21 protein-coding genes, 1 tRNA gene and 1 other RNA gene are annotated in these 23757 nt (G+C 70.0%); 15 read left to right on the forward strand and 8 right to left on the reverse strand.

Annotated features, from left to right (window positions below; genetic code table 11):
• Positions 1-10 precede the first annotated feature (10 nt).
• A complete protein-coding gene (gene smpB, locus CJ197_RS02115; RefSeq protein WP_102235114.1) occupies positions 11-529 on the forward strand; it encodes an SsrA-binding protein SmpB in 519 nt (172 codons plus the stop codon).
• Positions 530-769: 240 nt separating this feature from the next.
• Positions 770-1140, forward strand: a transfer-messenger RNA (tmRNA) gene (gene ssrA, locus CJ197_RS02120).
• 159 nt (positions 1141-1299) lie between these two features.
• On the opposite strand, the gene CJ197_RS02125 is transcribed toward ssrA, so the two are convergent.
• Entirely contained in the window at positions 1300-3342 is a 2043-nt protein-coding gene (locus CJ197_RS02125) for a glycoside hydrolase family 3 N-terminal domain-containing protein (RefSeq protein ID WP_102235115.1), read from the reverse strand.
• A gap of 287 nt (positions 3343-3629) precedes the next feature.
• Between CJ197_RS02125 and hrpA the strand changes: the two genes are divergently transcribed.
• From hrpA to CJ197_RS02140, 3 genes are all read left to right on the forward strand, one after another.
• On the forward strand, positions 3630-7538 hold the full coding sequence (gene hrpA / locus CJ197_RS02130; protein WP_102235116.1) for an ATP-dependent RNA helicase HrpA: 3909 nt from the start codon (positions 3630-3632) through the stop codon (positions 7536-7538).
• A 341-nt stretch (positions 7539-7879) separates the two neighbouring features.
• Positions 7880-8497 carry a hypothetical protein gene (locus CJ197_RS02135; RefSeq protein ID WP_233190599.1) on the forward strand — a complete coding sequence of 206 codons (618 nt, stop codon included), beginning with the start codon at positions 7880-7882 and terminating at the stop codon, positions 8495-8497.
• A gap of 143 nt (positions 8498-8640) precedes the next feature.
• Positions 8641-10098 (forward strand): NAD-dependent malic enzyme, encoded by a 1458-nt coding sequence (locus tag CJ197_RS02140; RefSeq protein WP_102235117.1) that lies wholly within the window; start codon positions 8641-8643, stop codon positions 10096-10098.
• A gap of 88 nt (positions 10099-10186) precedes the next feature.
• Here the strand turns inward: CJ197_RS02140 and CJ197_RS02145 are convergent, their stop codons facing one another.
• Positions 10187-11320, reverse strand: coding sequence for a serine hydrolase (locus CJ197_RS02145; protein ID WP_102235264.1), 1134 nt, complete (start codon positions 11318-11320; stop codon positions 10187-10189).
• A 96-nt stretch (positions 11321-11416) separates the two neighbouring features.
• On the reverse strand, positions 11417-11920 hold the full coding sequence (locus CJ197_RS02150) for a VanZ family protein (protein WP_102235265.1): 504 nt from the start codon (positions 11918-11920) through the stop codon (positions 11417-11419).
• Positions 11921-12010: 90 nt separating this feature from the next.
• Here CJ197_RS02150 and CJ197_RS02155 point away from each other — a divergent pair, with 90 nt between their 5' ends.
• Positions 12011-12373, forward strand: a complete 363-nt coding sequence (locus CJ197_RS02155; RefSeq protein ID WP_102235118.1) for a DUF3039 domain-containing protein — start codon at positions 12011-12013, stop codon at positions 12371-12373.
• A 116-nt stretch (positions 12374-12489) separates the two neighbouring features.
• Positions 12490-14280 (forward strand): DEAD/DEAH box helicase, encoded by a 1791-nt coding sequence (locus tag CJ197_RS02160; RefSeq protein ID WP_233190619.1) that lies wholly within the window; start codon positions 12490-12492, stop codon positions 14278-14280.
• A 60-nt stretch (positions 14281-14340) separates the two neighbouring features.
• Here the strand turns inward: CJ197_RS02160 and CJ197_RS02165 are convergent, their stop codons facing one another.
• Positions 14341-15720, reverse strand: a complete 1380-nt coding sequence (locus CJ197_RS02165; protein WP_158239343.1) for a nicotinate phosphoribosyltransferase — start codon at positions 15718-15720, stop codon at positions 14341-14343.
• Positions 15721-15850: 130 nt separating this feature from the next.
• Between CJ197_RS02165 and clpS the strand changes: the two genes are divergently transcribed.
• From clpS to rdgB, 6 genes are all read left to right on the forward strand, one after another.
• A complete protein-coding gene (gene clpS, locus CJ197_RS02170) occupies positions 15851-16171 on the forward strand; it encodes an ATP-dependent Clp protease adapter ClpS (protein WP_102235121.1) in 321 nt (106 codons plus the stop codon).
• Positions 16171-16803, forward strand: a complete 633-nt coding sequence (locus CJ197_RS02175; RefSeq protein ID WP_102235122.1) for a DUF2017 domain-containing protein — start codon at positions 16171-16173, stop codon at positions 16801-16803. The genes clpS and CJ197_RS02175 overlap by 1 nt, the downstream gene beginning before the upstream one ends.
• A 170-nt stretch (positions 16804-16973) precedes the next feature.
• Entirely contained in the window at positions 16974-17789 is an 816-nt protein-coding gene (gene murI / locus CJ197_RS02180; protein ID WP_102235123.1) for a glutamate racemase, read from the forward strand.
• A gap of 46 nt (positions 17790-17835) precedes the next feature.
• Positions 17836-18618, forward strand: coding sequence for an MBL fold metallo-hydrolase (locus tag CJ197_RS02185; protein ID WP_102235124.1), 783 nt, complete (start codon positions 17836-17838; stop codon positions 18616-18618).
• Between the two features lie 40 nt (positions 18619-18658).
• A complete protein-coding gene (gene rph / locus CJ197_RS02190; RefSeq protein ID WP_102235125.1) occupies positions 18659-19417 on the forward strand; it encodes a ribonuclease PH in 759 nt (252 codons plus the stop codon).
• On the forward strand, positions 19414-20094 hold the full coding sequence (gene rdgB / locus CJ197_RS02195; protein WP_158239344.1) for an RdgB/HAM1 family non-canonical purine NTP pyrophosphatase: 681 nt from the start codon (positions 19414-19416) through the stop codon (positions 20092-20094). The genes rph and rdgB overlap by 4 nt, the downstream gene beginning before the upstream one ends.
• A gap of 7 nt (positions 20095-20101) precedes the next feature.
• Here the strand turns inward: rdgB and CJ197_RS02200 are convergent, their stop codons facing one another.
• The 3 genes from CJ197_RS02200 to CJ197_RS02210 form a co-directional block, all read right to left on the reverse strand.
• Positions 20102-20644, reverse strand: a complete 543-nt coding sequence (locus CJ197_RS02200; RefSeq protein ID WP_102235127.1) for a DUF4916 domain-containing protein — start codon at positions 20642-20644, stop codon at positions 20102-20104.
• Positions 20641-21336: a histidine phosphatase family protein gene (locus CJ197_RS02205; RefSeq protein ID WP_102235128.1), complete on the reverse strand. Its 696-nt coding sequence runs from the start codon at positions 21334-21336 to the stop codon at positions 20641-20643. The genes CJ197_RS02200 and CJ197_RS02205 overlap by 4 nt, the downstream gene beginning before the upstream one ends.
• A 409-nt stretch (positions 21337-21745) precedes the next feature.
• A tRNA-Leu gene (locus tag CJ197_RS02210) sits at positions 21746-21827 on the reverse strand.
• A gap of 138 nt (positions 21828-21965) precedes the next feature.
• Here CJ197_RS02210 and CJ197_RS02215 point away from each other — a divergent pair.
• Positions 21966-22721, forward strand: a complete 756-nt coding sequence (locus tag CJ197_RS02215; RefSeq protein ID WP_102235129.1) for an SDR family oxidoreductase — start codon at positions 21966-21968, stop codon at positions 22719-22721.
• Between the two features lie 103 nt (positions 22722-22824).
• Positions 22825-23175, forward strand: coding sequence for a hypothetical protein (locus CJ197_RS02220; protein WP_233190600.1), 351 nt, complete (start codon positions 22825-22827; stop codon positions 23173-23175).
• A 93-nt stretch (positions 23176-23268) separates the two neighbouring features.
• On the opposite strand, the gene CJ197_RS02225 is transcribed toward CJ197_RS02220, so the two are convergent.
• On the reverse strand, positions 23269-23709 hold the full coding sequence (locus CJ197_RS02225) for a YchJ family protein (RefSeq protein ID WP_102235130.1): 441 nt from the start codon (positions 23707-23709) through the stop codon (positions 23269-23271).
• Positions 23710-23757 lie beyond the last annotated feature (48 nt).

Genomic DNA, 23757 nt, shown 5'->3' on the forward strand with positions numbered 1-23757 from the left:
GGAGGATGCGATGGCGGCGAAGAAGGCCAAGGACGCCAAGGGCGGCGCGAAGGCCGGTGCCCAGAAAGGCCCTGCGAAGAAGCTCATCGCCTCCAATAAGCGCGCTCGCCATGACTACTTCATCGATGACACCTGGGAGGCCGGGATCGTCCTGACCGGCACCGAGGTGAAGTCCCTGCGGGATCGTGGGGCGTCGCTCATCGACGGGTACTGCTACGTCGAGAGCGGCGAGGTGTGGATGGACAACGCCCACATCGCCCCGTACGTCAAGGGCACATGGACCAACCACGCGGCGCGACGCAAGCGCAAGCTGCTGCTGCACAAGCGGGAGATCGAGAAGCTCGCCAGCAAGTCCCGGGAGAAGGGCTACACGATCGTGCCGCTGGAGATGTACTTCCTGGGCTCGCACGCGAAGGTGCTGATCGGCCTGGCCCGCGGCAAGAAGGAATGGGACAAGCGCCAGACCCTGCGCGAGAAGCAGGACATGCGGGAGGCGCAGCGTGCCATGCGCCAGCGCGAGCTGGTCTGAGCTTCCGTGTGGGCCCGACTGCGGGCCCTTCCGCCTCCGTGCCCGCCAGCCGTTCTGCACCGCCGATTCATGGGTCTGCACTGGGCGGACGAAAATCACCTGGCCGCGCGGTGGGCAGCGCGGTAGACTCGATCCACGGTGCTACGGCGAGAGCCTCGCACCGGTGGGTTGATTGACAACTGAACAGTGTGAGTGCGAAGACGGCCCTGAGCCGTCGCCAGTCATGCATGACCCACGCCAGGGGCCGATCGGTTTCGACGGTCGTTGTCCAGCGAGGGGAAGCGGGCCGAGAAGCCAGAGTCATCTCGTAAACGTCCTCTGGAAACCAACAAGTGCCGAACCCAAGCGCACTGACTTCGCTCTCGCTGCCTGATCAGCGACAGCAGTCTGGAACCCCGGGAGTGCTCCTGACCCGGATCGTTCCATCATCGAAGGAGCCACTGCTGCCAGCCTTGGTCACCGAGGCTGGGTGAACACCTCAGAGTGACTGAGTCCGTCGACGACGTGTCCGTGTGAGCGTCGGGACTGAGAACACGCCTTCACGGACTGCGCCCGGAGAAGCCCTGGCTCCGCACGATCGGACGCGGGTTCGATTCCCGCCGGCTCCACGATCGCACTCACCATGACGAAGCCCCCTCACCTGCGCCGATGCGCGGGGGAGGGGGCTTCTTCATGTCCACGCTCACGTCGACAGCAGCGACGCGGGGGACTCACGTCCGGTTCGCAGGGAGAGCCCGGGTCACTGTTCTCACTGCGCTGTCGCGGGTACCTCACTGCGCGGTTGCGGGCACCTCATACGTCAGTCCGTGCCCCAGCTGGTACCGGTTCCCGTTGGCGTCCTCGTACACGTAGGGCCGCCCGTCCATGTGCTGCTCCTTCGCGTACCCGGGCACGTCATTGGGGGAGGCGCAGCGGCCCTGCTCGTCGACGGCGATCGCGGCGGCGCTGATCGGGAAGGTGATCGGCAGCTTCCCCGTCGGCGCGAACTCGCCGAGGATCGCGTCGACCATCACGCCGTAGTCCGTCTCGAAGCCCACCAGCAGCGCATCCGCGAGTGGCTCCACACCGTCCAACAGCCACGGGAACAGCGCATTCAGCCCCACCACAAGGGTGTCCACATGCTCGCGAATGTCGCGGACCTTCGCGATGTCCACATCGGAGTGGTCATCGATCGACAGGTCCCCGATGCCCACGTACTCGAAGTAGGAGCCGATGAACGGGCGTAGCAGCACAATCGCGACGTCCGCGCCGCGGTAGTCGGTGGTGAAGTCGATGTCGGGGTGCTCGTCCGCGATGCGCCGACGCAGCGCATCCAGCTGCCGCACCGTGGTGCCGGTGGCGAACAGCTCCAGGTACACCCGCTTGCCCTGCAGGGCGGTCGGGGAAAGCGGCAGCAGGTCGTCGTGGTTCTTCGCGAGCACCACGGAGCGGCGGTGCGCATCCTGCGCTGCGGCGACGGCTTCAGGGTTCTGCACCACGCGATCCGCGGCCTCGACGTCCACGTACGGATCCTCGAACAGCCCCAGCGCGAACAGTTCGGTCAGCAGCAGCGTCGCCGCCTCGTCCAGGCGCTCGGCGGTGAAGTGCCCGTGCAGGTAGGCCTCCCGCACCGAGGCGATGTCGTTGGTGTCGGCGAACATGTCGGTGCCGGCCATGACGCCCTTGCCCACCCGCTCGGCGGTGGTGAGCTCTTCGACGCCCCAGGCCATCTTCGAAAGCACCCCGGAATCGGAGTTGATGTAGCCGCGGTGCCCCATCTGACGCAGCAGACGCAGGACCTCGGCGTTGAAGCCGAAACCCACCTGCTCAAACTCGGTGAGCCGCCCCTGCGGGGTATGGGACTTCTCCGCCGACGGGATCGCGTAGTACGGCATGATCGAGGAGACCCGCGCATCGATCGCCGCCTGGAACGGCGGCAGGTGGTACTTCTCGAGCGACCCCGCCGTGGGGTAGATGTTGAAACGCCCCTCCGCGTAATGCGGATCAGTGCCGTTCTCCCGGGACCCGCCACCGGGGAAATGCTTCACCGTCAGGGCGACGCCGTCCCGCTCGAGCCCGTCGGCCCCCTGGAACCCGCGCACCAGCGTACCGATCGCATCGGCCACGAACTGCGGGTCCTCACCGAGGGTGCCCTGGCCGCGGAACCAGCGCGGGTCGGTGAGCACATCGGCCATGTACATGTAGCCCTTGCGCAGCCCGGTGCCGCGCCATTCTGCGCGCGAATGCGCCGCAAAGGATTCGATGACCTCGAGCGAGCCAGTCGCTGCGAGCCCGAGGGTGCCCGGCCACTGCGTGAACGGCTGATCCTCCGCAGTGCCGCCCATCTTGAAGCCGCCCGCCTCATTCTTCGAGTTCGCCGCCACGATCACGGGAATCCCCCAGCGGGTGCCCTCAGCCACCTCGTTCATCGCATTGACCCAGGTGGCAATCCGTGCGCCGGTGGGCTCTTCGCGCATGATGAAGTGCCGGATGTGCAGGTCCTCGATCATCTCGCTGGTGCCTTCGAAAGGTAGGCGGGCACTCGTGTGCGGGTCGACCTTCACCGGCAGGTACTGCTCATCCAGGGCGCCGTCATGGCTGGTGAGAGTCTTGTCGTGCTGAGAGATACCCATCGGCCGCGAGGTGATGACCATCAGGCCAATCTTCTCCTGCGGTGACATGCGCGCTACCAGGTCTGCGGCGCGCTCGGCGGGGGAGAGACGCCAGTCCTCATATGGCGTGAGCTGGCCGTCGCCGTCGAGGTCGCGGAACCGCAGGCCATCCACCTCAATGATGTCCTTCACCCTGCTGGACAGGGGTGGCTGCTGCTGCATCGTCGTCCTCCTCGGATCCGTGGTGGGCGGGGGCTCCCCGCTGCTGCTCGCGGTCTCGCAAGGTGCCGCGTGGGATCCAACCCTGCGCGTGGGATCCAACTCTGCGGGTCACGGTAGCTACCCGGCGCCTTGTGCCCCCCATTCTTGCCCGACGTTGCCCAGGTGGGTGGGGGAGAGGGGGCTCAGTGGGACCTCGCGAGGGTCTCACCGACGCTGCGCGGTTCGCCGCCGCCCTCGGCGGATAACCCCGCGACGCCGCCCGCGGCCCCACGTACCATGGGCCCGCCATGACCACGCCCCCCACCGCCCCGGACCCCGCCGCGGGCGCCGAGGCCACCAGCCCCGGCCCCCCGCGCATCACCTACCCCATGGACCTGCCGGTCTCCGAGCATCGTGAGGAGATCCTCGAAGCACTGCGCGAGAATCAGGTCGTCGTCATCGCCGGCGCCACCGGTTCCGGCAAGACCACGCAGATCCCCAAGATGCTGCTCGAGCTGGGGTTCGGTCGCGGCGGGAAGCTCATCGGCCACACGCAGCCGCGGCGCATCGCGGCCCGCTCCGTCGCCTCCCGCATCGCCTCCGAGCTCGGCGAGAAGCTGGGGGAGGGGACCGTCGGCTACCAGGTGCGTTTCACCCGCGAGACCTCCCGCGGCACCCGGCTGAAGCTCATGACCGACGGCATCCTGCTCGCCGAGATCGGCCGTGACCGCCTCCTGAAGCGCTACGACGCGATCATCATCGACGAGGCCCACGAGCGGTCCCTGAACATCGACGTGATCCTCGGCTACCTCAAACAGATCCTGCAGCAGCGCCCCGACCTCAAGGTGGTCATCACCTCCGCCACGATCGACCCCGAGCGCTTCGCCCAGCACTTCGCCACCCGCCTGCCCTCCGGCGAGGAGCGCCCCGCCCCGATCATCGAGGTCTCCGGCCGCACCTATCCCGTCGAGATCCGCTACCGGCCGCTCGTGCTCGAACCAGAGGTGGACGAGGACGATGAGCTCGAGAACATCCACTCGATCGAACGCGACCTCACCCAGGCCATCACTGACGCCGTCGACGAACTCGCCGCCGAAGGCCCCGGCGACATGCTCGTGTTCCTGCCCGGCGAACGGGAAATCCGCGAGATCTCCGATGCGCTCACCGCGCACCTCAGCCGCGGCACCCGCGGGCGCAGCGCCCTGCCGGTGGAAGTGCTGCCGCTGTTCGGCCGCCTCTCCGCCCAGGACCAGCAGAAGATCTTCTCCCCGCCCAAAGCCGGCACCTACCGTCGGATCATCCTGTCCACCAACGTGGCCGAGACCTCCCTGACCGTCCCCGGCATCACCTACGTCATCGACTCCGGGCTCGCGCGCATCTCCCGCTACTCCCAGCGCACCAAGGTGCAGCGTCTGCCGATCGAGCCGATCTCCCAGGCCAGCGCGAACCAGCGCTCGGGCCGTTCCGGACGCCTCGCCCCCGGTATCGCGATCCGCCTCTATTCCGAGGAAGACTTCGCCTCCCGCCCCGAGTTCACCGAACCGGAGATCCTACGCACCTCGCTCGCCTCCGTGGTGCTGCTGATGACCTCGCTGGGGCTCGGGGACGTGGAGTCCTTCCCCTTCGTCGAACCCCCGGCCTCCCGCGCCATCACCGACGGGGTGCGGCTGCTCGATGAGCTCGGCGCCATCGAGAACGCCCCCGATGAGCCCGGCGGGCGGCGGCTGACCCGCGTGGGCCGCACCCTGGCCCGCTTTCCCCTGGACCCGCGCATGGCCCGGATGCTCATCGAGGCTGACCGCCTCGGCGCCCTGAGGGAGGTTCTCGTCATCGTCGCAGCCCTGTCCATCCAGGATCCGCGCGAGCGGCCCCTCGGCCAGGAGCAGCAGGCCAAGGAGAAGCACAAGCGGTTCGAGGACGACACCAGCGACTTCATCACCCTGTGGAACCTGTGGACCCACCTCCAGCAGCGCCGCAAGGACCTCTCCTCCTCCGCGTTCCGCCGCGAGGTCCGCTCCGAATACCTGCACTACCTGCGGATCCGCGAGTGGTGGGATCTGCATGCGCAGCTGCGGGAGATGGCGGGGGACGTGGGGCTGTCCGCGAATGACACGCCCGCCTCCCCACAGGCGATCCACCAGGCACTGCTGGCCGGACTGCTCAGCCACGTCGGCCTGTACGAAGAGCGCCACCGCGAATACGCCGGAGCGCGCGGCGCCCGCTTCGCCCTCTGGCCCGGTTCCGCCCTCGCCAAGAAGCGTCCCGACTATGTGATGGTCGCTGAGCTCGTGGAGACCTCCCGACTGTGGGGCCGCGTCGCCGCCCTCATCGACCCGGCCTGGGCGGAGGAGATCGGCGCCCATGTGGTCAGGCGCTCCTACTCCGCGCCGCACTGGTCCTCTAAACGCGCCTCCGCCATGGCGCATGAAAAGGTCACCCTGTACGGCGTGCCGATCGTCGCCGACCGCGTGGTGGGCTACGGGCGCGTGGACCCCGAGACGGCCCGCGACATCTTCCTCCAGCATGCCCTCGTCGAGGGGGACTGGCGCACCCGCCACCACTTCTTCCGCGACAACCGCGCCCTCATCGAGCAGCTGCAGGAGCTCGAGGCCAAGACCCGTCGGCGTGACCTGCTGATCTCCGATGACCAGCTGTTCTCCTTCTATGACGAGCGCATCCCCCACAAGGTCGTCTCCGCCCGCCACTTCGATTCTTGGTGGAAGAAGCAGCGGCACCAGACCCCGGATCTGCTCACCCTGACTGAGCAGGACCTCATGGCGGCCGATGAGGGAGTCGCAGCCCAGATCGCGGCTGATTTCCCCGACACCTGGGTGCAGGGGGACATCACGTTGCCGCTCGCCTACTCCTTCGGGGACATCGGCGCGCAGGGCCGTGAGGGTGTGACGGCCACGGTGCCGCTCGCGGTGCTGAACCGCCTTTCGCCGCGCGGCTTCGACTGGCTGGTGCCTGGCATGCGCGAGGAGCTGATCACCGAGCTGATCCGCTCCCTGCCCAAACCGATCCGACGCCACCTCGTCCCCGCCCCCGAGCGCGCCAAGGCCGTCGCCGCCACCCTCCACGATGAAGATCCCGACGGCGGTGAACCGTTCCTCGAGGCCGTGGCCGATGAACTCGTGGCCCTCCCGGGTGTACCCGATGACCTGCCGCTGTACGGCCCCGAGTTCGACCTCGCGAAACTGCCCGCCCACCTGCGCATGCACTTCCGGGTGGTGGACGGGAAGGGCCGCCAGGTCGGCGCCGGCGATGACCTCGAAGCACTCAAGGGCAGGCTCAAGCAGCGGGTGGACGCCTCGGTCACCTCCCAGGCGGAGGACCTCACGCGTCGTGACCTGCCCGGCTTCCCCGAGCAGGGTGTGCCAAGGGTGCATGAGTCCCGGGTCGGAGGGCTGAAGGTCACCGGGTATCCGGCACTCGTGGCCCGCCGCGGGAAGGACGGTCAGCTGGAGCGGGTGGACCTTGCCGTGCTCGCCACCGCGGATGAGCAGCATCTCGCCCACCGCGAGGGCGTGATCGCCCTGCTGGACCGAGACCTCGGGGCGGACCTCGGGCGGGTGCTGCAGGCCCTGCCGAATCCCACCAAGCTCGCCGTGGCCGGCTCTGATTACTCCTCCACCGCCGCGCTGCTGGCCGATGCCTCCCGCGCCGCGACCGTGCACCTGGCCGGGGACGCGCAGGTGCGCACCCGCGCGGACTACGACGCCCTGCTGGCCAGCGTGCGGGAGCGGCACGACGAGGTCGCGGCGCAGGCTGTGAAGGACGCTGCGGCCGCGCTCGCCGTCAACGCAAAGCTGCACAAGGAGCTCTCCCGCTCTACGTCGCTTGCGATCCTCTCCCACCTCACCCAGATCCGGGAGCATGCGGCATCACTGCTGGGAGAGGGATTCATCTCCCGCGTGGGCGTGGAGCATCTGGGGGATCTGCCGCGCTACCTCGAGGCAGACCGGCTGCGCCTGCAGAAGCTGCCGGAGAACCCGCAGCGCGATGAGCGGCTCGCCTGGGAGGTTGCGGATCTCGAGCAGTACTGGGCGAGCGTGCGCGCGAAGCTCTCGCCGCGGCGCCGCGCGGAGGCGGATGCCCAAGCGATCGACTGGAAGCTGGAGGAGCTGCGGGTGAGCCTGTTCGCCCAGACCCTCGGCACCGCGCAGACCGTCTCCGACACCCGGATCCGCAAGGCCATCGCCGCGCTGACCGCCTGAAGCGGTGCAGTCTGGGCCCGGGACCGCAGGCAGGGCGTCAGGGCTGTCCAGCGGGTGGACAGCGCGGGATTGGGCAGATTTTTGCATGGCACCTCTGGCCGAGCCCCTCGAAAGTGCCACCCCATATCCCGCTGTGCCGGGCAGGCGACAGCTGACCGGGGCCGATGCCGCACACCGCTTACGACCCACTGCATCCGAGCGCGTCATGCCCTGGTCAAGAGCGCGGCGGACGCCCCGGGAGGTGGCACGAAAGTGCCATCCACAGCTCCGTCGGCCCTGATTACGGTGGCACGCGCCCCCTTCCCCGGGCCCCGACCATCGTCCCCTGCCATGAGGAACCCATGCCCACGCACCGCGTACTTTCGGCCCGCACCCCGTCCGTCTCCCGCCGTGGCCTCCTCCTCGCCAGCGCCTTCGGCGCCGCGGGGCTGACCACCGCCGCCTCTCTCGCCCCCGCCCGCGCCGCCGGTGAGGTGTGGACCGAGGAGTTCATGACCCGCCCTGAGACGGTCGAGGGCTTCGACGTCAACGCCATGACCGACTGGCAGGTGGAGAACGCGAAGTTCATCATCGCCCGCTGCGCCGGCCATGGCTTCGGCATCGAGGGCACGAAGATCACGCTCGCCACCGCGATCGTGGAGTCCTGGCTGTACAACTATGAGCCGGCCGTGGACCACGATTCCGGTGGCCTGTTCCAGCAGCGCCCCTCCATGAGCTGGGGCAGCTATGAGCAGGTGCGCCACAAGAAGCTCGCGATCGACGCGTTCCTGGGCCTGGGCCCGCACACCTCGAACCCGGGTCTGCTGCAGCTGCAGCCCTACTACAAGGAGTGGGATCCGGGTGCCGCCGCGCAGGCCGTCCAGCGTTCCGCCCACCCCGAACGCTACGGGCAGCAGATGGGCGCCGCGCAGATCATCTGGGACCGCTACGCCCCCGATGTGGACCCGTTCACCGGCTGATTCCTGTCCCGCCAGCGCCGGCGCGCTCCGCCTCGGGCGGAACCGCGTCGGCGCTGTCATATGTCTCGTGAGGCGGACAACACCTCGATAACGGGGCGGGGAAACGCGGCGAGCCCTTCGCGCCGATGGCTACGCTGTGCCCCATGTCACCGATGCCATCCGTGAGCTACTCCATCACCATCCGCCTCGAGTTCGCCGCCCGCTCGGCGACCGTCAGCGACATCACCTCCCATATCGAGAGCCACGGGGCCACCGTCACGGCACTGGACGTCTCCGCCTCCGGTCCGGAGCGCATGCGGGCGGACATCACCGTCCTGACCGCCGGCCACGACCACGCGATGGAGGTCGTCGAGGACCTCAAGAGCTTCGAAGGCGTCGAGCTCGGCAAGGTCTCCGACCGCACCTTCCTCGCCCACCTCGGCGGCAAGCTGAAGGTTGAGCCGAAGGTGCCGATCCGCCACCGCGATGACCTCTCGATGGTCTACACCCCGGGCGTGGCCCGCGTCGTGAGGGCTATCGCCGACAACCCCGAGGACGCCCGGCGCCTGACCATCAAGCGCAACACCGTCGCCGTGGTCACCGATGGCACCGCGATCCTGGGCCTGGGGGACCTGGGGCCGCTCGCAGCGATGCCCGTCATGGAGGGCAAGGCCGCCCTGTTCAAGCGCTTCGCAGACATCGACGCGTTCCCCATCTGCCTGGACGCCCACTCGGTGGAGGACATCGTCGCGCACGTCAAGGCGATCGCCCCGGTCTTCGCCGGCATCAACCTTGAGGACATCTCCGCCCCGCGCTGCTTCGAGATCGAGGATCGCCTGCGCGAGGAGCTGGACATCCCGGTCTTCCATGACGACCAGCACGGCACCGCGATCGTGGTCGTCGCGGCGCTGCGCAACGCCCTGCGCGTGGTGGGCAAGCAGATCGAGACCGCCCGCATCGTCCTGTCGGGCGCCGGCGCGGCGGGCACGGCGATCCTGCGCCTGCTGCGTGCGGCCGGGGCCCGCGACATCGTGGTCACCGACATCGACGGCATCGTGCACGAGAACCGGCCGGGCCTGTCCGGTCGCCTGCCCTGGATCGCCGAGATCACCAACCCCCGCGGCCTCACCGGCACCCTGCGCGACGCCGTCGCAGGGGCGGATGTCTTCATCGGCGTCAGCGCTGGGAACATCCTCTCCGCCGCGGATGTGGAGACCATGGCCGAGCGGTCGATTGTGTTCGCAATGGCCAACCCCACCCCGGAGATCGATCCCGCCGAGGCAGTGAAGCACGCGGAGGTTGTGGCCACCGGCCGCTCTGACTTCGCCAACCAGATCAACAATGTGCTGGCCTTCCCCGGCGTGTTCCGGGGGCTGCTGGATGCCCGCGCCTCCCACGTCAGCGACCGGATGCTGCTGGCCGCAGCGCGCGCACTGTCCGACGTGGTGACGCCCGAGGAGCTCAACCCCACCTACATCGTCCCCAGCGTCTTCAACGAGAAGGTCACCACCGCCGTGGCGAGCGCCGTGGAACAGGTGGCGCGCGAGGAAGCCGGGACGGTGGACACGATCACCGGGGCGATCCAGGCGATCAACGCCGACGAAATCCGCTACGACGGCTGAGGCTGACGGAGCCTCGCGGGGCTGTCGAACGGAGCCTCGCGGGCCCGAGCGACGGAGCCTCGCGGGTCCGCGCGATGGTGCCAGCTGCTCAGGCGAAAGCCAGGCGAGCGAGGTCTCGTCGGGCCGCCTCGACCTTGAACCAGCTGCGGTACGGGTGCACCCGATTGGTCAGCAGCACCGCGACGGTGCCGGTGCGCGGATCGGCGTGGATCGAGGTGCCGGTGAACCCCGGATGCCCCACCACATGCTCAGCGAGGCGCCCGGGCGCGGTCTCCTGGCCGATGCGTAGACCGAGCCCCTGCCGCCAGGGCGCATCGGTCACCGGACCGCCGGGCAGCTGATCGGCGGTCAGCAGCTCCCGCACGGCAGGGGACAGGCGCGGCCCGGGCGCGCGGCCCGCGAGGATTCGGCCGATGGCGAGCGCGCCAGGCAGGGTCGCGAACGCCCCGGCATTGCCCGCCCCACCGAGCGACCAGGCGGTCTCATCGTGGGTGCTGCCACGCACCAGACCGCGAGGCGGATCCTCCTGATGCTCGGTCGCGGCGGCATGGGCTGCGTCTGCGGTATCCGGTGTCCACGTGACCCCGGTGGCGCCGGCCGGATCCAGCACTCGCCGCCGCGCGAGCTCCGGCAGCGGGGTGTCGGTGAGGGCTTCCATGAGCGCCCCCAGCAGGATGAAGCCGATGCACGAATAGGCGTGGGCCTCACCTGGTGCGTGATCCAGGGTGGCCCTGCGCACGGCATCCAGCCGGGCTTCGCGGCCGCCGGGCATCCGCCACAGCGGCATCACCGGGGGCAGCCCCGAGGTGTGGGTCAGCAGGTGGTGCACGGTCATGTCCGGGTGCGGTGCGGGCATCAGCTCGCGGACCGGCTGGTGGACATCGAGCATCCCGTCGTCGATGAGCGTCGCCGCCGTGAGGGCGGTGAGGATCTTCGTGACCGAGGCGAGGTCGAACAGGGTGCGCTCGGTGACCGGCTCCACCGCAGGCGCGTCTTCGGGCAGCACCGACCCGTCAGCGGCGAACAGAGCGGTAGTGCCGGAGACAGCGGTGGCCGCTGGAGCATCCGGTCCCTCGATCGCCGCGGCGGCACCGACGGAGGCCTCCCGGGGCGCTGCACTGTGCGGGTCCGGGGCGGGGCCGGGAGGGCCGGCGGTGCGGGCAGCGGCGGTGAGTGAGCCGATGAGCTCGGTGAGGTCCTGCGGGATGGCGGGGCGGGGCATCGGGCTGGTCTCCTCCATGATGCTGATCGGGGTCCATGACGCTGAATCGGGGTCCACGGTGCTGAATCGAGGACAGGGCCGGCGGGGACGGCGGGATCAGAGCGGTTGGTCCGGCAGCTCGCGCTCCCGAGCCGCCCGGCGCAGCGTGCGCTCCACTGCCCAGGCCACGACGCCCAGGGCGATGCCGACGACGTCGGCGAGCACATCCAGCAGCTCGCCGGAGCGCCCGGGCAGCATGATCTGCACCAGCTCGATGAGCACTGCATGCGCGAGCGCGACGAGCACCACCCAGCCGATGGGGAAGCGGCGCCGCGGCGCCAGCAGGCGACCAGCAGCCCAGACCGTCAGCGCGAACACCACCACATGCACGAGCTTGTCGATCCCCGGGGTTGCGCTGCCGGGCAGATCCTGCGGCAGAGCCGGCAGGTAGAACGCCAGATTCACCAGCAGCGCGAGGACCAGCGCCCCCGCCCGCCACGAGAGCGCCCCGCCATCCCGGGCGATCTCATCGGGCACATGGCGGGGCAGCAGGGCGGCGATCCCCGACCGGTCCGCGCCCTTCTCCGGGGCTGGGCGGTTGGGAAGCTGGGTGCGATCCATGCCCTGCATCGTCCCATCCGGGGCCACCGACACCCGGGAGGCAGGGCCGCTAGGCTTCCTCCAGCAGCGCATCGACCCCAGGAGAGTGCCATGTCCTCCACGTCCGACCCGTCCCGCATGGACCCCTATAGCGATGATCCCGGTGCCGCGCCCACCGCGGTGCTGGACCGTAAGGTCGCCGAGCGTGAGCAGATCACCGATGACGGTGACCACGACCGGTTCGCGCACTACGTCCGCAAGGACAAGATCACCCAGGCCGCCCTGTCCGGCACCCCCGTGATCGCCCTGTGCGGGAAGGTGTGGGTGCCCGGCCGTGACCCCGACAAGTACCCGGTGTGCCCCGAGTGCAAGGAGATCTACGAGGGCATGCGCGAGCCCAATGACGGCGGGGACGGCTCCGGCGGTGGCAAGAACAAGGGCGGCGGCTTCCGCGGCTTCTTCGGTCGGCGCTGAGGGCGCTCTCGACAGACGCACAGCGCGACACACCCGGCGATTTCCTCACACCGCGCCGCAGCCCCAGATCCGCTCGGCGCAGCGGTACGGTGGGCCCCGCCGTGAGTACTCCCTCCTTGTTCTCCTCCAGCGACCCGCAGCGCCCCTCCGAGGCAGCGGCCAGGTCGCTGCCCGTCGCCTACCCCGAACGCGCCGCCTGGGGCACCGTCCCCAAGCTGCGTGCCTGGCAGGCCGAGGCCCTCGAGCTGTATCGCAGCACCGCACCGCGGGACTTCCTGGCTGTCGCGACGCCCGGCGCCGGCAAGACCACCTTCGCGCTGCAGGTTGCCGCCGGGCTGCTGGCCGAAGGGACCGTCCGCCGCGTCACCGTCGTCGCCCCCACCGAGCATCTGAAGACCCAGTGGGCCGATGCCGCCGCCCGCGTGGGCATCTCCCTGGATCCGAACTTCACCAACGCCCAGGGCCGTCACGGCGGTCACTATCAGGGCGTCGCGATCACCTACGCGCAGGTGGGCATGCACCCCGCCCTGCACCGAGCCCGCACGGAAGCTGACCGCACCCTCGTGATCCTCGATGAGATCCACCATGCCGGTGACGCCCTTACCTGGGGCGACGGTGTGCGAGACGCCTTCGATCCCGCGACCCGGCGGCTGTCGCTGACGGGGACGCCGTTCCGCTCCGACGATGCGCAGATCCCCTTTGTCACCTACGAACAGGACGGCGAGGGCTTCCTGCGCTCGAAGGCGGACTACACCTACGGCTATGGGCAGGCGCTCGCCGATCACGTGGTGCGTCCGGTGCTGTTCATGACCTACTCCGGGCGAATGCACTGGCGCACCAAAGCTGGCGACGAGGTCTCCGCGCAGCTGGGCGCCCATGAGACCAAGGACATCACCCAGCAGGCCTGGCGCACCGCCTTAGATCCGGCGGGGGAGTGGATCCAGGCGGTGCTCGCCGCCGCCGATCGGCGCCTGACCGAGGTGCGCCGTCATGTCCCGGACGCCGGGGGACTCGTGATCGCCACCGACCAGAAGGCTGCGCGCGCCTACGCCGCGACCCTGCGGGATATCACCGGTGAGGAGCCGACGGTGGTGCTGTCCGACGACGCCGGTGCCGGCCAGCGCATCGAGGAGTTCTCCGCCTCGATGGACCGCTGGATGGTGGCGGTGCGCATGGTGTCCGAAGGCGTGGACGTGCCACGGCTCGCCGTCGGGGTCTACGCCACATCGACCTCCACCCCGATGTTCTTCGCCCAGGCGGTGGGGCGTTTCGTGCGCTCTCGCACCCGCGGGGAGACCGCCAGCGTGTTCCTGCCCACCGTCCCCATTCTCCTCGCGCACGCGGCGGCGCTCGAGGCCGAGCGCGACCACGTGCTGGACCGCCGCCCCGCCCAGGGCGATGCAGAGACCGGGCTCGATGAATCCCTCATCGAGCAGGCGAACCGCACGGAGCGCGCCTCCGATCAGCTGGAGATGAGCTTCGAGGCGCTCGAATCCGAGGCGTCCTTCGACCGGGTGCTGTTCGACGGCGGCGAGTACGGCACCGGCGGCATGGTCGGCAGCGAGGACGAACAGGAGTTCCTCGGCATCCCCGGGCTGCTGGATCCGGAGCAGATGCGCGTGGTGCTCCAGCAGCAGCAGGCCCAGCAGCAGGAGCGCAAGCGCCGCTCCGGGAACGCCGGCAGCCCCGTCGTGCCCGGCGTGGTGGACCACCGCCGCCTCATGGACCTGCGCAAGGAGCTCAGCTCCCTCGTCTCGGCGTGGGCGAAGAAGTCCGGCACCCCACACGGCTCGGTGCACAACACCCTGCGCCGACGCAGCGGCGGCCCAGCTGTCGCGCAGGCCAGTGCAGAGCAGATCCAGGACCGCATCGACATCGTGCGCGGTTGGTTCGTCGGCCGACGGTGAGGTGCCGCGCAGCGGGTCCTGAGGGGGCCGTGGCCGTGGCGACGCAGGCGGCGCCGCGCCTCAGTCCAGCGCCCGCGCCGCCTGCGTCCCGTCGGTGAGGGTCGGGATCGCCACCGGGCCGTCCGGACCAGCGTCGGCGGCGATCCCCAGCTCCGCGACCGATTCCGCATGCCGGTGCCGAGCCTCGGCCAGCCGTTCGCGCGGCCGCGTCGGCCCCACCGGCTCACCGGCCTCAATCAGCGGCACCTGCAGTGGACGCAGTGAGGTGCGCGCCCACTCGGGGCTCGCATCGGCACGGGTCAGCTCACGGGTGAGCTCTCGCTCGAACTCGGCGACCTCATCCGGGCCCGGTAGCACCAGCTCAGCGCGAGCCTGCCCACCCACCAGCAGGCGGTATGCCGCCTTCGCTGCGCCCAGAGTCGACTTGCCGGTGGATTTCTTGGCCACCGGATGCATCTGCCCGTCGGCCCCCTCGCGCTCTACCAGCTTGTACACGAACCCGGGAGCGGGATGCCCGCCGCCGGTCACCAGCTTGGTGCCGATGCCGTAGCCGTCCAGCGGAACCTGTGCGAGCTGTTCGACCTTGTACTCATCCAGATCACCGGTGGCGGTGATGCGGGTGGATGTCGCCCCCAGGGAGTCCAGCAGCGTGCGCAGCCGTGGCGCCTGCTCCAGCAGATCCCCCGAATCCAGCCGTACCGCCCCGAGCTCGGGCCCCGCGATATCCACCGCGGTGCGCACCGCCTGCTCCACGTCATAGGTGTCCACCAGCACCGTGGTGTCCGCACCCTGGGAGGTGATCTGGGCGCGGAAGGCATCGGCCTCCGTGTCGAACAGCAGGGTGAAGGCATGCGCGGCAGTGCCCGCCACGGGGATCCCGTAATGGGCTCCGGCGGCGAGGTTCGAGGTGGAGGCGAAGCCCACCAGGTACGCGGACCGGGCCGCGGCGATCGCCGCATCCTCATGCACGCGCCGCCCGCCCATCTCGATGCACGGCCGGCCCCGCGCCGCCGTGACCATGCGTGAACCGGCCGACGCCACCCCGGAGTCATGGTTCAGCATCGACAGCACCACGGTCTCGAGCATCACCGCGCCCGCGAAGGTGTCCTCCACGCGCAGCACCGGCGAGCCGGGGAAGAACAGCTCGCCCTCCGCGTAGCCGTGCACATCCCCGGTGAAGCGGTACTGGGCGAGATGGTCGAGGGTGGACTCCTTCAGCAGGCCGGTGCGGCGCAGATACCGCAGGTCCTTCTCATCGAAACGGAAATCCGTGATCGCATCGAGCACGCGCGCGGTGCCGGCCACCACGCCGTAGCGGCGGCCTTCGGGCAGGGAACGGGTGAAGACCTCGAACACGCAGCGGCGATCCGCGGTACCCGCTTCGAGGGCGGCTTCCAGCATCGTCAGCTCGTAGAGGTCCGTGAGCAGGGAGGAGGTCACGAGCCCCACGGTAGTGCGTGGCGAGCAGCGAGAAGCACCGGCGCGCCCCGTAGACTTCACGGGCATCGTGTCCGTGCGGGCGCGAACGGACCAGCAGCCCGCCGAACCGGAGCCAGAAGGAGGACGCGCAATGCATGACTCGCCGCCCTTCGGCGGAACCGGGACCGAGACGCGTCCGGGCGGTGCCACACTCGTGGACACGGACACCCGCGGGCCTTGGCGCACCGTGGTGTGGAACGACCCGGTGAATCTCATGAGCTACGTGGCCTTCGTGTTCCGCCGCCACTTCGGCTACTCCCGTCTGGTGGCGGAACAGCTGATGCTGCAGGTCCACGAAGAAGGGCGGGCGATCGTCTCCCGCGGCTCCCGCGAGCAGATGGAGAACGACGTCACCGCCATGCACTCCTACGGTCTGCACGCGACGATAGAACGCGCCGGGGAAGAGGACTGATGGCCTACGCATTCCGGCGTCGGCCCGACGGCTCCCTCACCTGCCGCCTGGACGGGGAGGAGAAAGCGATCATCGCCCAGGTCGCCCAGGAGACCGCCGACCTGATCCGCGCAGACCTCGGCCTGGGGGAGTCCGCGGAAGCTCTGGCTCGCGCCGCCCAGAGCGAGGACCCGCTGCGCCGCCTGGAGGCGGAGTTCGCCGGCCGCGAGCCCCGCACCCCGTCCGACACCGCGATCAAACGCCTGTTCCCCGACGCCTCGGCCGACCCTGAGGCCGCCGCCGAATACCGGCGCCTGGGTCAACAGGATCTGGCCGACGGGAAGCTCGCGGACCTGCGCGCGGTGATCCGGATCCTCGACGCCACCGGCCCCGGCCCCTCCGAGGTCAGCGTCGACGATGACCAGGCGCTGCAGCTGCTGCGCGCCCTCAACGATGTGCGGATCGTCCTGGCGGATCGCCTGGGTCTGCAGCGCGATGGCGACTTCGACACCGTGCGCATGCTGCAGCAGATTGGTGAACGCGTCGAGGGCAGCGCCCTGGAGGACGACGAGCACGTCGGATCCGATGTCGTGATCGCCGTCTACGAGCTGCTGTCCTGGCTGCAGGAGAGCCTCCTGCGCGCCCTGGACTGAGCGGGCGCCCCGACAGGCAGCCTCGAGCAAGCGCCCGTCCCATCGGGCGCGTGGATCCGGCGCACACGCCGCGCTGTCCATGCTCATCTCCCGGCGCGACCACTGTGAATCCGCCCGCACTGAGCGAGCCATCACTGCCCCGGTCAGGGCGGCGAACTAGCCTGCTGGGGATGAACAATGCGCCGATCGGGATCTTCGACTCCGGGGTGGGCGGCCTGACCGTGGCCCGCGCCGTGCTGGATCAGCTGCCCCACGAGGAGCTGATCTACATCGGCGACACCGCGCACGGTCCCTACGGCCCGCGGCCCATCGCCGACGTGCGTGCCCTGGCCCTCACGATCATGGACGACCTCGTGGCCCGGGGTGTGAAGATGCTGGTCATCGCCTGTAACACGGCATCGGCGGCCGTGCTGCGAGACGCCCGGGAACGCTACGACGTGCCCGTCATCGAGGTGATCCAGCCGGCGGTGCGCCGCGCCGTAGCCGCCACCCGCAACCGCCGCGTGGGCGTCATCGCCACCGAGGGCACCATCACCTCCCGCGCCTATGAGGACGCCTTCGCCGCTGCCCCGGATCTGACGCTCACCTCCCGCGCCTGCCCCCGCTTCGTCGAGTTCGTCGAACGCGGCGTGGTCAGCGGGCCCGAGGTCCAGGCCATCGCCGAGGGCTACCTCGCCCCCGTGCGGGAGGCCGGGGTGGACACCGTGGTGCTCGGCTGCACCCACTACCCGCTGCTCGCCGGGCCCATCAGCTACATCCTGGGACCGGACGTCACTCTCGTCTCCTCCGCGGAGGAGACCGCCCTGGACGTCTACCGGCAGCTGCGCGAGACCGACCAGCTGCGCGAGACCCCTGCGGCGCCCCGCCACGTCTTCGCCCAGACCGGCACCGGCGCGGCCGGAGCGGATTTCCCGCGCCTGTCTCAGCGTTTCCTCGGGCCGCTGGTGACCATGACCGGCACTCTCCCCGTGGTGAACACCCCATGACCCGTCCCCGGCAGCGGACTGCGACGTCCGCGAGGAGCATCGACTGATGAGGATCACCGTGATCGGCTGCTGCGGCAGCTTCGCCGGCCCCGATGGCGCCGCCTCCAGCTACCTGCTGGAGCATGAGGACGCCTCCGGCCGCACCTGGCGCATCCTGTTGGATCTCGGATCCGGCGCCTTCGGCCCGTTGCAGCGTGTGCTGGACCCCGCGGATCTCGATGCCGTGATCATCTCCCACCTGCACCCGGACCACTACCTGGACGTCACGGGCCTGGAGGTGTTTTGGGCCTACCACGAGCGCGACGACCTGGGCACGTTGCCGATCCACGCCCCCGCCGAGCTGCCGGACCGGATCGCCGCCGTGCTGGGCCGCAACGGCATCATCCCCGACGGCGTGAGCTGCGCACCCTTCGAGCACCACGTGCTCGCTGACGCCGAGCGGTTCACCATCGGCCCCCTGAGCTTCGAACCCCGCCTGGTGATCCACCCCGTGGAGGCCTACGGATTCCGCATCACCGACGGCACCTCCACCCTCGTGTACTCCGGGGACTCCGATGAATGCCCCGCCCTGGATGAGCTCGCCGCCGACGCGGACCTGTTCCTGTGCGAGGCCGGCTACATCGAAGGGCGCGACGACCACTTCACCGGCGTGCACCTGACCGGCAAGCGCGCCGGCGAGTGCGCCCAGCGCGCGGGTGTGAAGCAGCTCGCGCTCACTCATGTGCCGGCCTGGACCGACCCGCAGATCCCGCTCGCGGAAGCCCGCGAGCAGTACACCGGCCCGATCACCCTGGTACGGCCGATGGATATCCTGCACGTGCATCCCTGACCTCCCCGCAGGTTTCCGCACCATTCCCGGAAGGATCTCCATGACCTCGAGCGCCCCCACCCCCGCCGGCGACCGCGTGGACGGCCGCACCCCCGACCAGCTGCGCGAGGTGCGTATCACCCGCGGCTGGCAGGACCAGGCCGAGGGCAGCGCGCTCATCGAATTCGGGCGCACCCGCGTGCTGTGCACCGCGAGCTTCACAGAGGGCGTGCCGCGCTGGAAGACCGGCTCCGGCACCGGCTGGGTCACCGCCGAGTACGCGATGCTGCCGCGCGCCACCAGCACCCGCTCCCCGCGCGAATCCGTCAAGGGCAAGATCGGCGGACGCACCCACGAAATCTCCCGGCTGATCGGCCGCTCCCTGCGCGCCGTCGTGGACATGGAAGCGCTCGGAGAGAACACCATCCAGTTGGACTGCGACGTGCTCCAGGCCGACGGCGGCACCCGCACCGCCGCCATCACCGGCGCCTACGTGGCGCTCGCCGATGCGATCAGCTGGGGCAAGCGCCACAGCTCCATCCCCGCCGCGAAGACCGTGCTGACCGATTCGGTCAGCGCCATCAGCGTCGGCATCGTCGACGGCCGTCCGCTGCTGGACCTCGAATACCGCGAGGACGTCGACGCCGACACCGACATGAACGTCGTGGTCACCGGCTCGGGGGCCTTCGTGGAGGTGCAGGGCACCGCCGAGGGCGCGCCCTTCGATCGCGCTGAGCTGGGGGCCCTGCTGGACCTCGCGACCGCCGGCTGCGAGCAGCTCGCCGCCATCCAGCGCGACGTCCTCGCCGAGCAGCGATGAGCAGCCCCGGCATGCCCGCCCTGCCGCCTGCCGCCCGGGTGATCCTCGCCAGCGCCAACCTCAAGAAACTGCGGGAGCTGCAGCGGATCCTCACCGCCGCGGTGCCGGGCCTTCACGCTGAGCAGGTGATCTCCGCCGCCGGCATCGACCTGCCGGAGGTGGTGGAGGACGCGGTGACCTTCGAGGGCAACGCCCTGCTGAAAGCCCGCGCTGCCGCCCGCGCCACCGGTCTGCTCGCGGTCGCCGATGACTCGGGACTCGCTGTCGATGTGCTCGGCGGGGCGCCCGGGATCTTCTCCGCCCGCTGGAGCGGCCGACACGGCGACGATGACGCGAACAACGACCTGCTGCTGGCCCAGCTCGCCGATGTCCCCGATGCGCACCGGGCAGCGCGCTTCGTGTGCGCCGCCGCGCTCGTGGACCCCCGCAGCGGGGTGCCGGGTGCTGAGCCGGTCGAGCATGTTGAGCGCGGGGAGATGCCCGGCATCCTCCTGCGCGAGCGGCGCGGCGAAGGCGGCTTCGGCTATGACCCGTTGTTCCAGCCGGACGGCGAGATGCGCTCCGCGGCGCAGCTGAGCCCCGAGGAGAAGGACGCCATCTCCCACCGCGGCAAGGCGTTCCGGGCGCTCGCCGCGCACATCGCCCGGCGGCTCCCCCCGCAGTCCCCGCAGCCCTGAGTTCGGCTCAGATCAGTCCGCTGTGGGCAAGGGCGCGGCGCACCAGCGCATCGCGCCCACCGTCCATCTCATCGAGCGGGGTATTGGCCCCCAGCAGCTCGTCGACCGTGTACCAGCTCAGCTCGAGCGCATCCTCCTGCGGAGCGCTCTCCCCGTCGATCGGCACGATGTACACCAGCGAGATGGCGTGCTGGCGCGGATCGTGGAAGGCGGATTGCCCCGGGGTGGGGAAGTACTCGGCGACCGTGAAGGGAGTGGGGGAGACGGGGATGCGCGGCATCGCCATAGGCCCCAGATCCTTCTCCACGTGCCGCGAGATCGCCTCCCGCAGCGTTTCGTGGACCATGACGCGACCGGAGACGATCGCCCGCACGATCTGCCCCTCTCCGGAGGCTCGCAGCAGCAGCCCCACCTCCGCGATCGAGCCGTCCACCTCGGTGCGCACCGGGATCACGTCCACGTAGCAGATCGGCAGCTGCCGACGCAGCTGAGAGATGTGGGAGCGCTCGAACCAGGCGCCCTCGGTGTCCAGGGCGGTACGGGGTGTCATCGGGAGGTCTCCTCACTCGCGGGGTCGGTAGGGCGCAGAAGCTCCCCGGTGAGCCCATGCTCGGTGGACGGGGTCAGGTGGCTGGGATCGAGGCGGAAGCGGGGGTGGTGATCCCGGCTGGGCAGCGTCACGGCATGCTCCACCGGCTGCCCCGCGATGAGAGAGACCCGCCAGGTCAGGTCCGTCAGCTCCACCAGGGACAGGGCGCCGTTGGGAAGCGAGGGCAGCGGGCGCTGGATCACTCCGGAGAGGATGAATCGGATCAGCGTCCCATGCGCCACCACGAGGACCTTCTGGTCCGGGTAGCGCTCCTCGAGCGACTCCAGCGCGTCGACGCCGCGATCGGCCACCGCCTGGTGATCCTCCCGGCCGGGGAAGGAGCGGCCCGGATAGCGGTCCTGCATCTCCGTGACGTCCTGGCCCTCCGCGGCGCCCCAGTCGATCTCCGCCAGGCGCGGATCAGTGCCGCCGAAGGGGATGGAATGGTCCTGTGCGATGATCCGACCGGTCTGCTCGGCTCGCCGCAGGGGGGAGGTGACCACGACGTCCCAGTCCACCGTCGGCTGCCCGTCCAGAGCTGCATGCGCCTGGGCGATCCCGGTCTCGTTCAGCGGGATGTCGGAGGACCCCTGGAAGAGATGCTGCCGGTTGTACTCGGTCTGTCCGTGACGGACCAGGCCGAACAGCGTCATGGAAACCTCCCGAGATCGTCGTGACCGGTGCGAAGGGTGTCACGCCCCAGGGTACGGGGTGACGCCGCCCACGTCGTCCGGGAGCGCTCGAGAGATCCTGGTCATACGGCATGGCGGCGGGCAGGGGATACGGGCCCAGCGCCTGCCGAGGTCCTCGGGGATCAGACGGGCCTGTGGTTCCATGACCCGGTGCCCTACACCCTGGCCCACCCCGCCTTCGCGCTGCCCGCGCCGCTGCGCGATCAGCTGCCGCCGCCGCATGGGCTGTGGGCATCGCGGTGGCCCGCTCCCTCGTGATGGCGGTGTTCCAGGCGGCCACCACCAGCGTCCTCCTGGTGTGCGGTGCCGTGATGCTCGGTGGCCTGTGCTGGCATGTGGTCCGGAGGCAGCGTGCCGCGGGAGACCAGCGTGCGCGAGAAGGGACTCGAACCCTCACGCCCTCAGGCACTGGAACCTAAATCCAGCGCGTCTACCAATTCCGCCACTCGCGCGCCCGCCCAGCCTAGCGGTCTGCACGCAGTGCTCCGGTAGGCTCGGGGCCCACCAGCCCGAGCGGATCCGCGAGCGCACGCCCGCGCGCACCGGCGCCCGTGCTGGATCCACCATCATCGATCCCGTCAGGAGTCCCCATGAGCGCCCTTGCTGGCAAGACCGCCGTCGTCACCGGTTCCTCCCGCGGGGTGGGAGCCGCCACCGCCGCGCTGCTCGCCGAGCAGGGCGCGAACGTCGTGGTCAACTACCGACAGAAGGCACCGCGGGCGAACAAGGTGGTCTCCGGCATCCAGGAGAAGGGCAGACAGGCCGTGGCCGTCGGCGCCGACCTCACCGATGCCGACGCCGTCGCCACGCTCATGGACACCGCCGTGGACACCTTCGGGGGCCTGGACCTGCTGGTCCTGAACGCCTCCGGCGGGATGGAGAAGGACCTCGGCGAGGACTACGCGATGCGGCTGAACCGGGATGCACAAAGCGACGCGCTGACCGCTGGGCTCGCGCGGATGACCAACGGCGGACGCGTCGTGTTCGTCACCAGCCACCAGGCCCACTTCATCGACGACGTCGAGACCATGCCGGAGTACGAGCAGGTCGCCCGGTCCAAGCGGGCCGGGGAGAACGCCCTGACCGCGCGGATCAAAGAGATGAGCGCGAAGGGCGTGAGCTTCGTGGTGGTCTCCGCGGACATGATCGAGGGCACCGTCACCGCGACGCTCCTGGACCGGGCACGTCCCGGAGCACTCGAGGCCCGCCGCGAGGCCGCCGGGAAGCTGTACTCCGTAGAGGAGTTCGCCGCCGAGATCGTGCGCATGGCCACCGCCGACGTCGAGACCGGCCATGTGGAGCTCGTGGGAGGCGCCGAGGACTTCCTGGCCCGCACCGGCGCCTAAAGAATCCACCGCCTGCCGCGTCACGATACGATCAGCACGATCGTCGTGCAGCGCCCCGGCGCCGCCCGCACGAGAACGAGCCCCAGCCGAACCGGAGGAACCAGTGGCCGATAAGAAGAGCCTGGACGAGATGCGCGATGAGGCCTACCGCCGTCAAGACAACCTCGCCGCGGACATCGACGAGCTCCTGGACCGCGTGAACCCCAAGAACGCCGTCACCCGCTGGAAGAACGAGCTGGTCGGTTCCATCAAGGATTTTTCGGCCGCCGATGACGGCAAGACCCCCGCGCTCCCGGTCGCGATCGCGGGCGGCGTCATCGGCGTGGTGCTGATCGGCGCGGGCATCGCGGCAGCCGTCGCCCTGTCAGGCCGTCGCGAGGATCCCGAGGAGGCATCCGCCCAGCGTGCGGCGGAGCGTCTCCAGGAGCGCCGCAAGGCCCAGAAGAAGAACTGACCGCCCGGCGCGGATACGACACGGCGCCGATCACCCTGCCGGGTGATCGGCGCCGTCGTCTGTGCGGTCTTCGGAGATGGCTCTCGGGGCGGATCACCGCCCGTCGCGCTGAACCGTCCCGTCCAGGTAGCGCCACACCCCGTCCTCGCGCGTGAACCGGCTGACCTCGTGCAGGCGGAAGCGACCGCCCTCGCGCTTGCCATGGGCGGTGAACTCCACCACCCCGTCGTCGTCGAAGGGCCCGCCCTGCTCGGTGCGATGCACCTCCAGGCGCAGCCAGCGGGACTCCTCCCCGAGGGATTCTTCGAGCGCCGAGCGCAGCGGTCGCGTGCTCGGATGCCATGACGCCATCACGTGGTCGATATCGCCCACGGCGAAGGCGGTGTACCGCGAGCGCATAAGCGCCTCGGCGGTGGCAGCGCGGCGCTGACCGCGCAGTACCGGCGCGCAGCAGGAGCCCAGCACCTCGCCGGTGCCGCAGGGGCACCGGGCGTCATCGGCGAGCGGGACAGGGTCGACGGGGGAGCGGCTCATCCCTCGAGTATCCCCGATCGATGAGCCATCCTCGTTCCACGACCGGGA

This window comes from Brachybacterium sp. UMB0905, assembly GCF_002871795.1.
Lineage (GTDB): Bacteria > Actinomycetota > Actinomycetes > Actinomycetales > Dermabacteraceae > Brachybacterium.

Bases quoted from the DNA above. Each gene is read 5' to 3' on its own strand.
- smpB (WP_102235114.1), top strand. From the start codon at position 11: ATGGCGGCGAAGAAGGCCAAGGACGCCAAGGGCGGCGCGAAGGCCGGT.
- CJ197_RS02125 (WP_102235115.1), bottom strand. From the start codon at position 3,342: ATGCAGCAGCAGCCACCCCTGTCCAGCAGGGTGAAGGACATCATTGAG.
- hrpA (WP_102235116.1), top strand. From the start codon at position 3,630: ATGACCACGCCCCCCACCGCCCCGGACCCCGCCGCGGGCGCCGAGGCC.
- CJ197_RS02135 (WP_233190599.1), top strand. From the start codon at position 7,880: ATGCCCACGCACCGCGTACTTTCGGCCCGCACCCCGTCCGTCTCCCGC.
- CJ197_RS02140 (WP_102235117.1), top strand. From the start codon at position 8,641: ATGTCACCGATGCCATCCGTGAGCTACTCCATCACCATCCGCCTCGAG.
- CJ197_RS02145 (WP_102235264.1), bottom strand. From the start codon at position 11,320: ATGCCCCGCCCCGCCATCCCGCAGGACCTCACCGAGCTCATCGGCTCA.
- CJ197_RS02150 (WP_102235265.1), bottom strand. From the start codon at position 11,920: ATGGATCGCACCCAGCTTCCCAACCGCCCAGCCCCGGAGAAGGGCGCG.
- CJ197_RS02155 (WP_102235118.1), top strand. From the start codon at position 12,011: ATGTCCTCCACGTCCGACCCGTCCCGCATGGACCCCTATAGCGATGAT.
- clpS (WP_102235121.1), top strand. From the start codon at position 15,851: ATGCATGACTCGCCGCCCTTCGGCGGAACCGGGACCGAGACGCGTCCG.
- CJ197_RS02175 (WP_102235122.1), top strand. From the start codon at position 16,171: ATGGCCTACGCATTCCGGCGTCGGCCCGACGGCTCCCTCACCTGCCGC.
- murI (WP_102235123.1), top strand. From the start codon at position 16,974: ATGAACAATGCGCCGATCGGGATCTTCGACTCCGGGGTGGGCGGCCTG.
- CJ197_RS02185 (WP_102235124.1), top strand. From the start codon at position 17,836: ATGAGGATCACCGTGATCGGCTGCTGCGGCAGCTTCGCCGGCCCCGAT.
- rph (WP_102235125.1), top strand. From the start codon at position 18,659: ATGACCTCGAGCGCCCCCACCCCCGCCGGCGACCGCGTGGACGGCCGC.
- rdgB (WP_158239344.1), top strand. From the start codon at position 19,414: ATGAGCAGCCCCGGCATGCCCGCCCTGCCGCCTGCCGCCCGGGTGATC.
- CJ197_RS02200 (WP_102235127.1), bottom strand. From the start codon at position 20,644: ATGACACCCCGTACCGCCCTGGACACCGAGGGCGCCTGGTTCGAGCGC.
- CJ197_RS02205 (WP_102235128.1), bottom strand. From the start codon at position 21,336: ATGACGCTGTTCGGCCTGGTCCGTCACGGACAGACCGAGTACAACCGG.
- CJ197_RS02215 (WP_102235129.1), top strand. From the start codon at position 21,966: ATGAGCGCCCTTGCTGGCAAGACCGCCGTCGTCACCGGTTCCTCCCGC.
- CJ197_RS02225 (WP_102235130.1), bottom strand. From the start codon at position 23,709: ATGAGCCGCTCCCCCGTCGACCCTGTCCCGCTCGCCGATGACGCCCGG.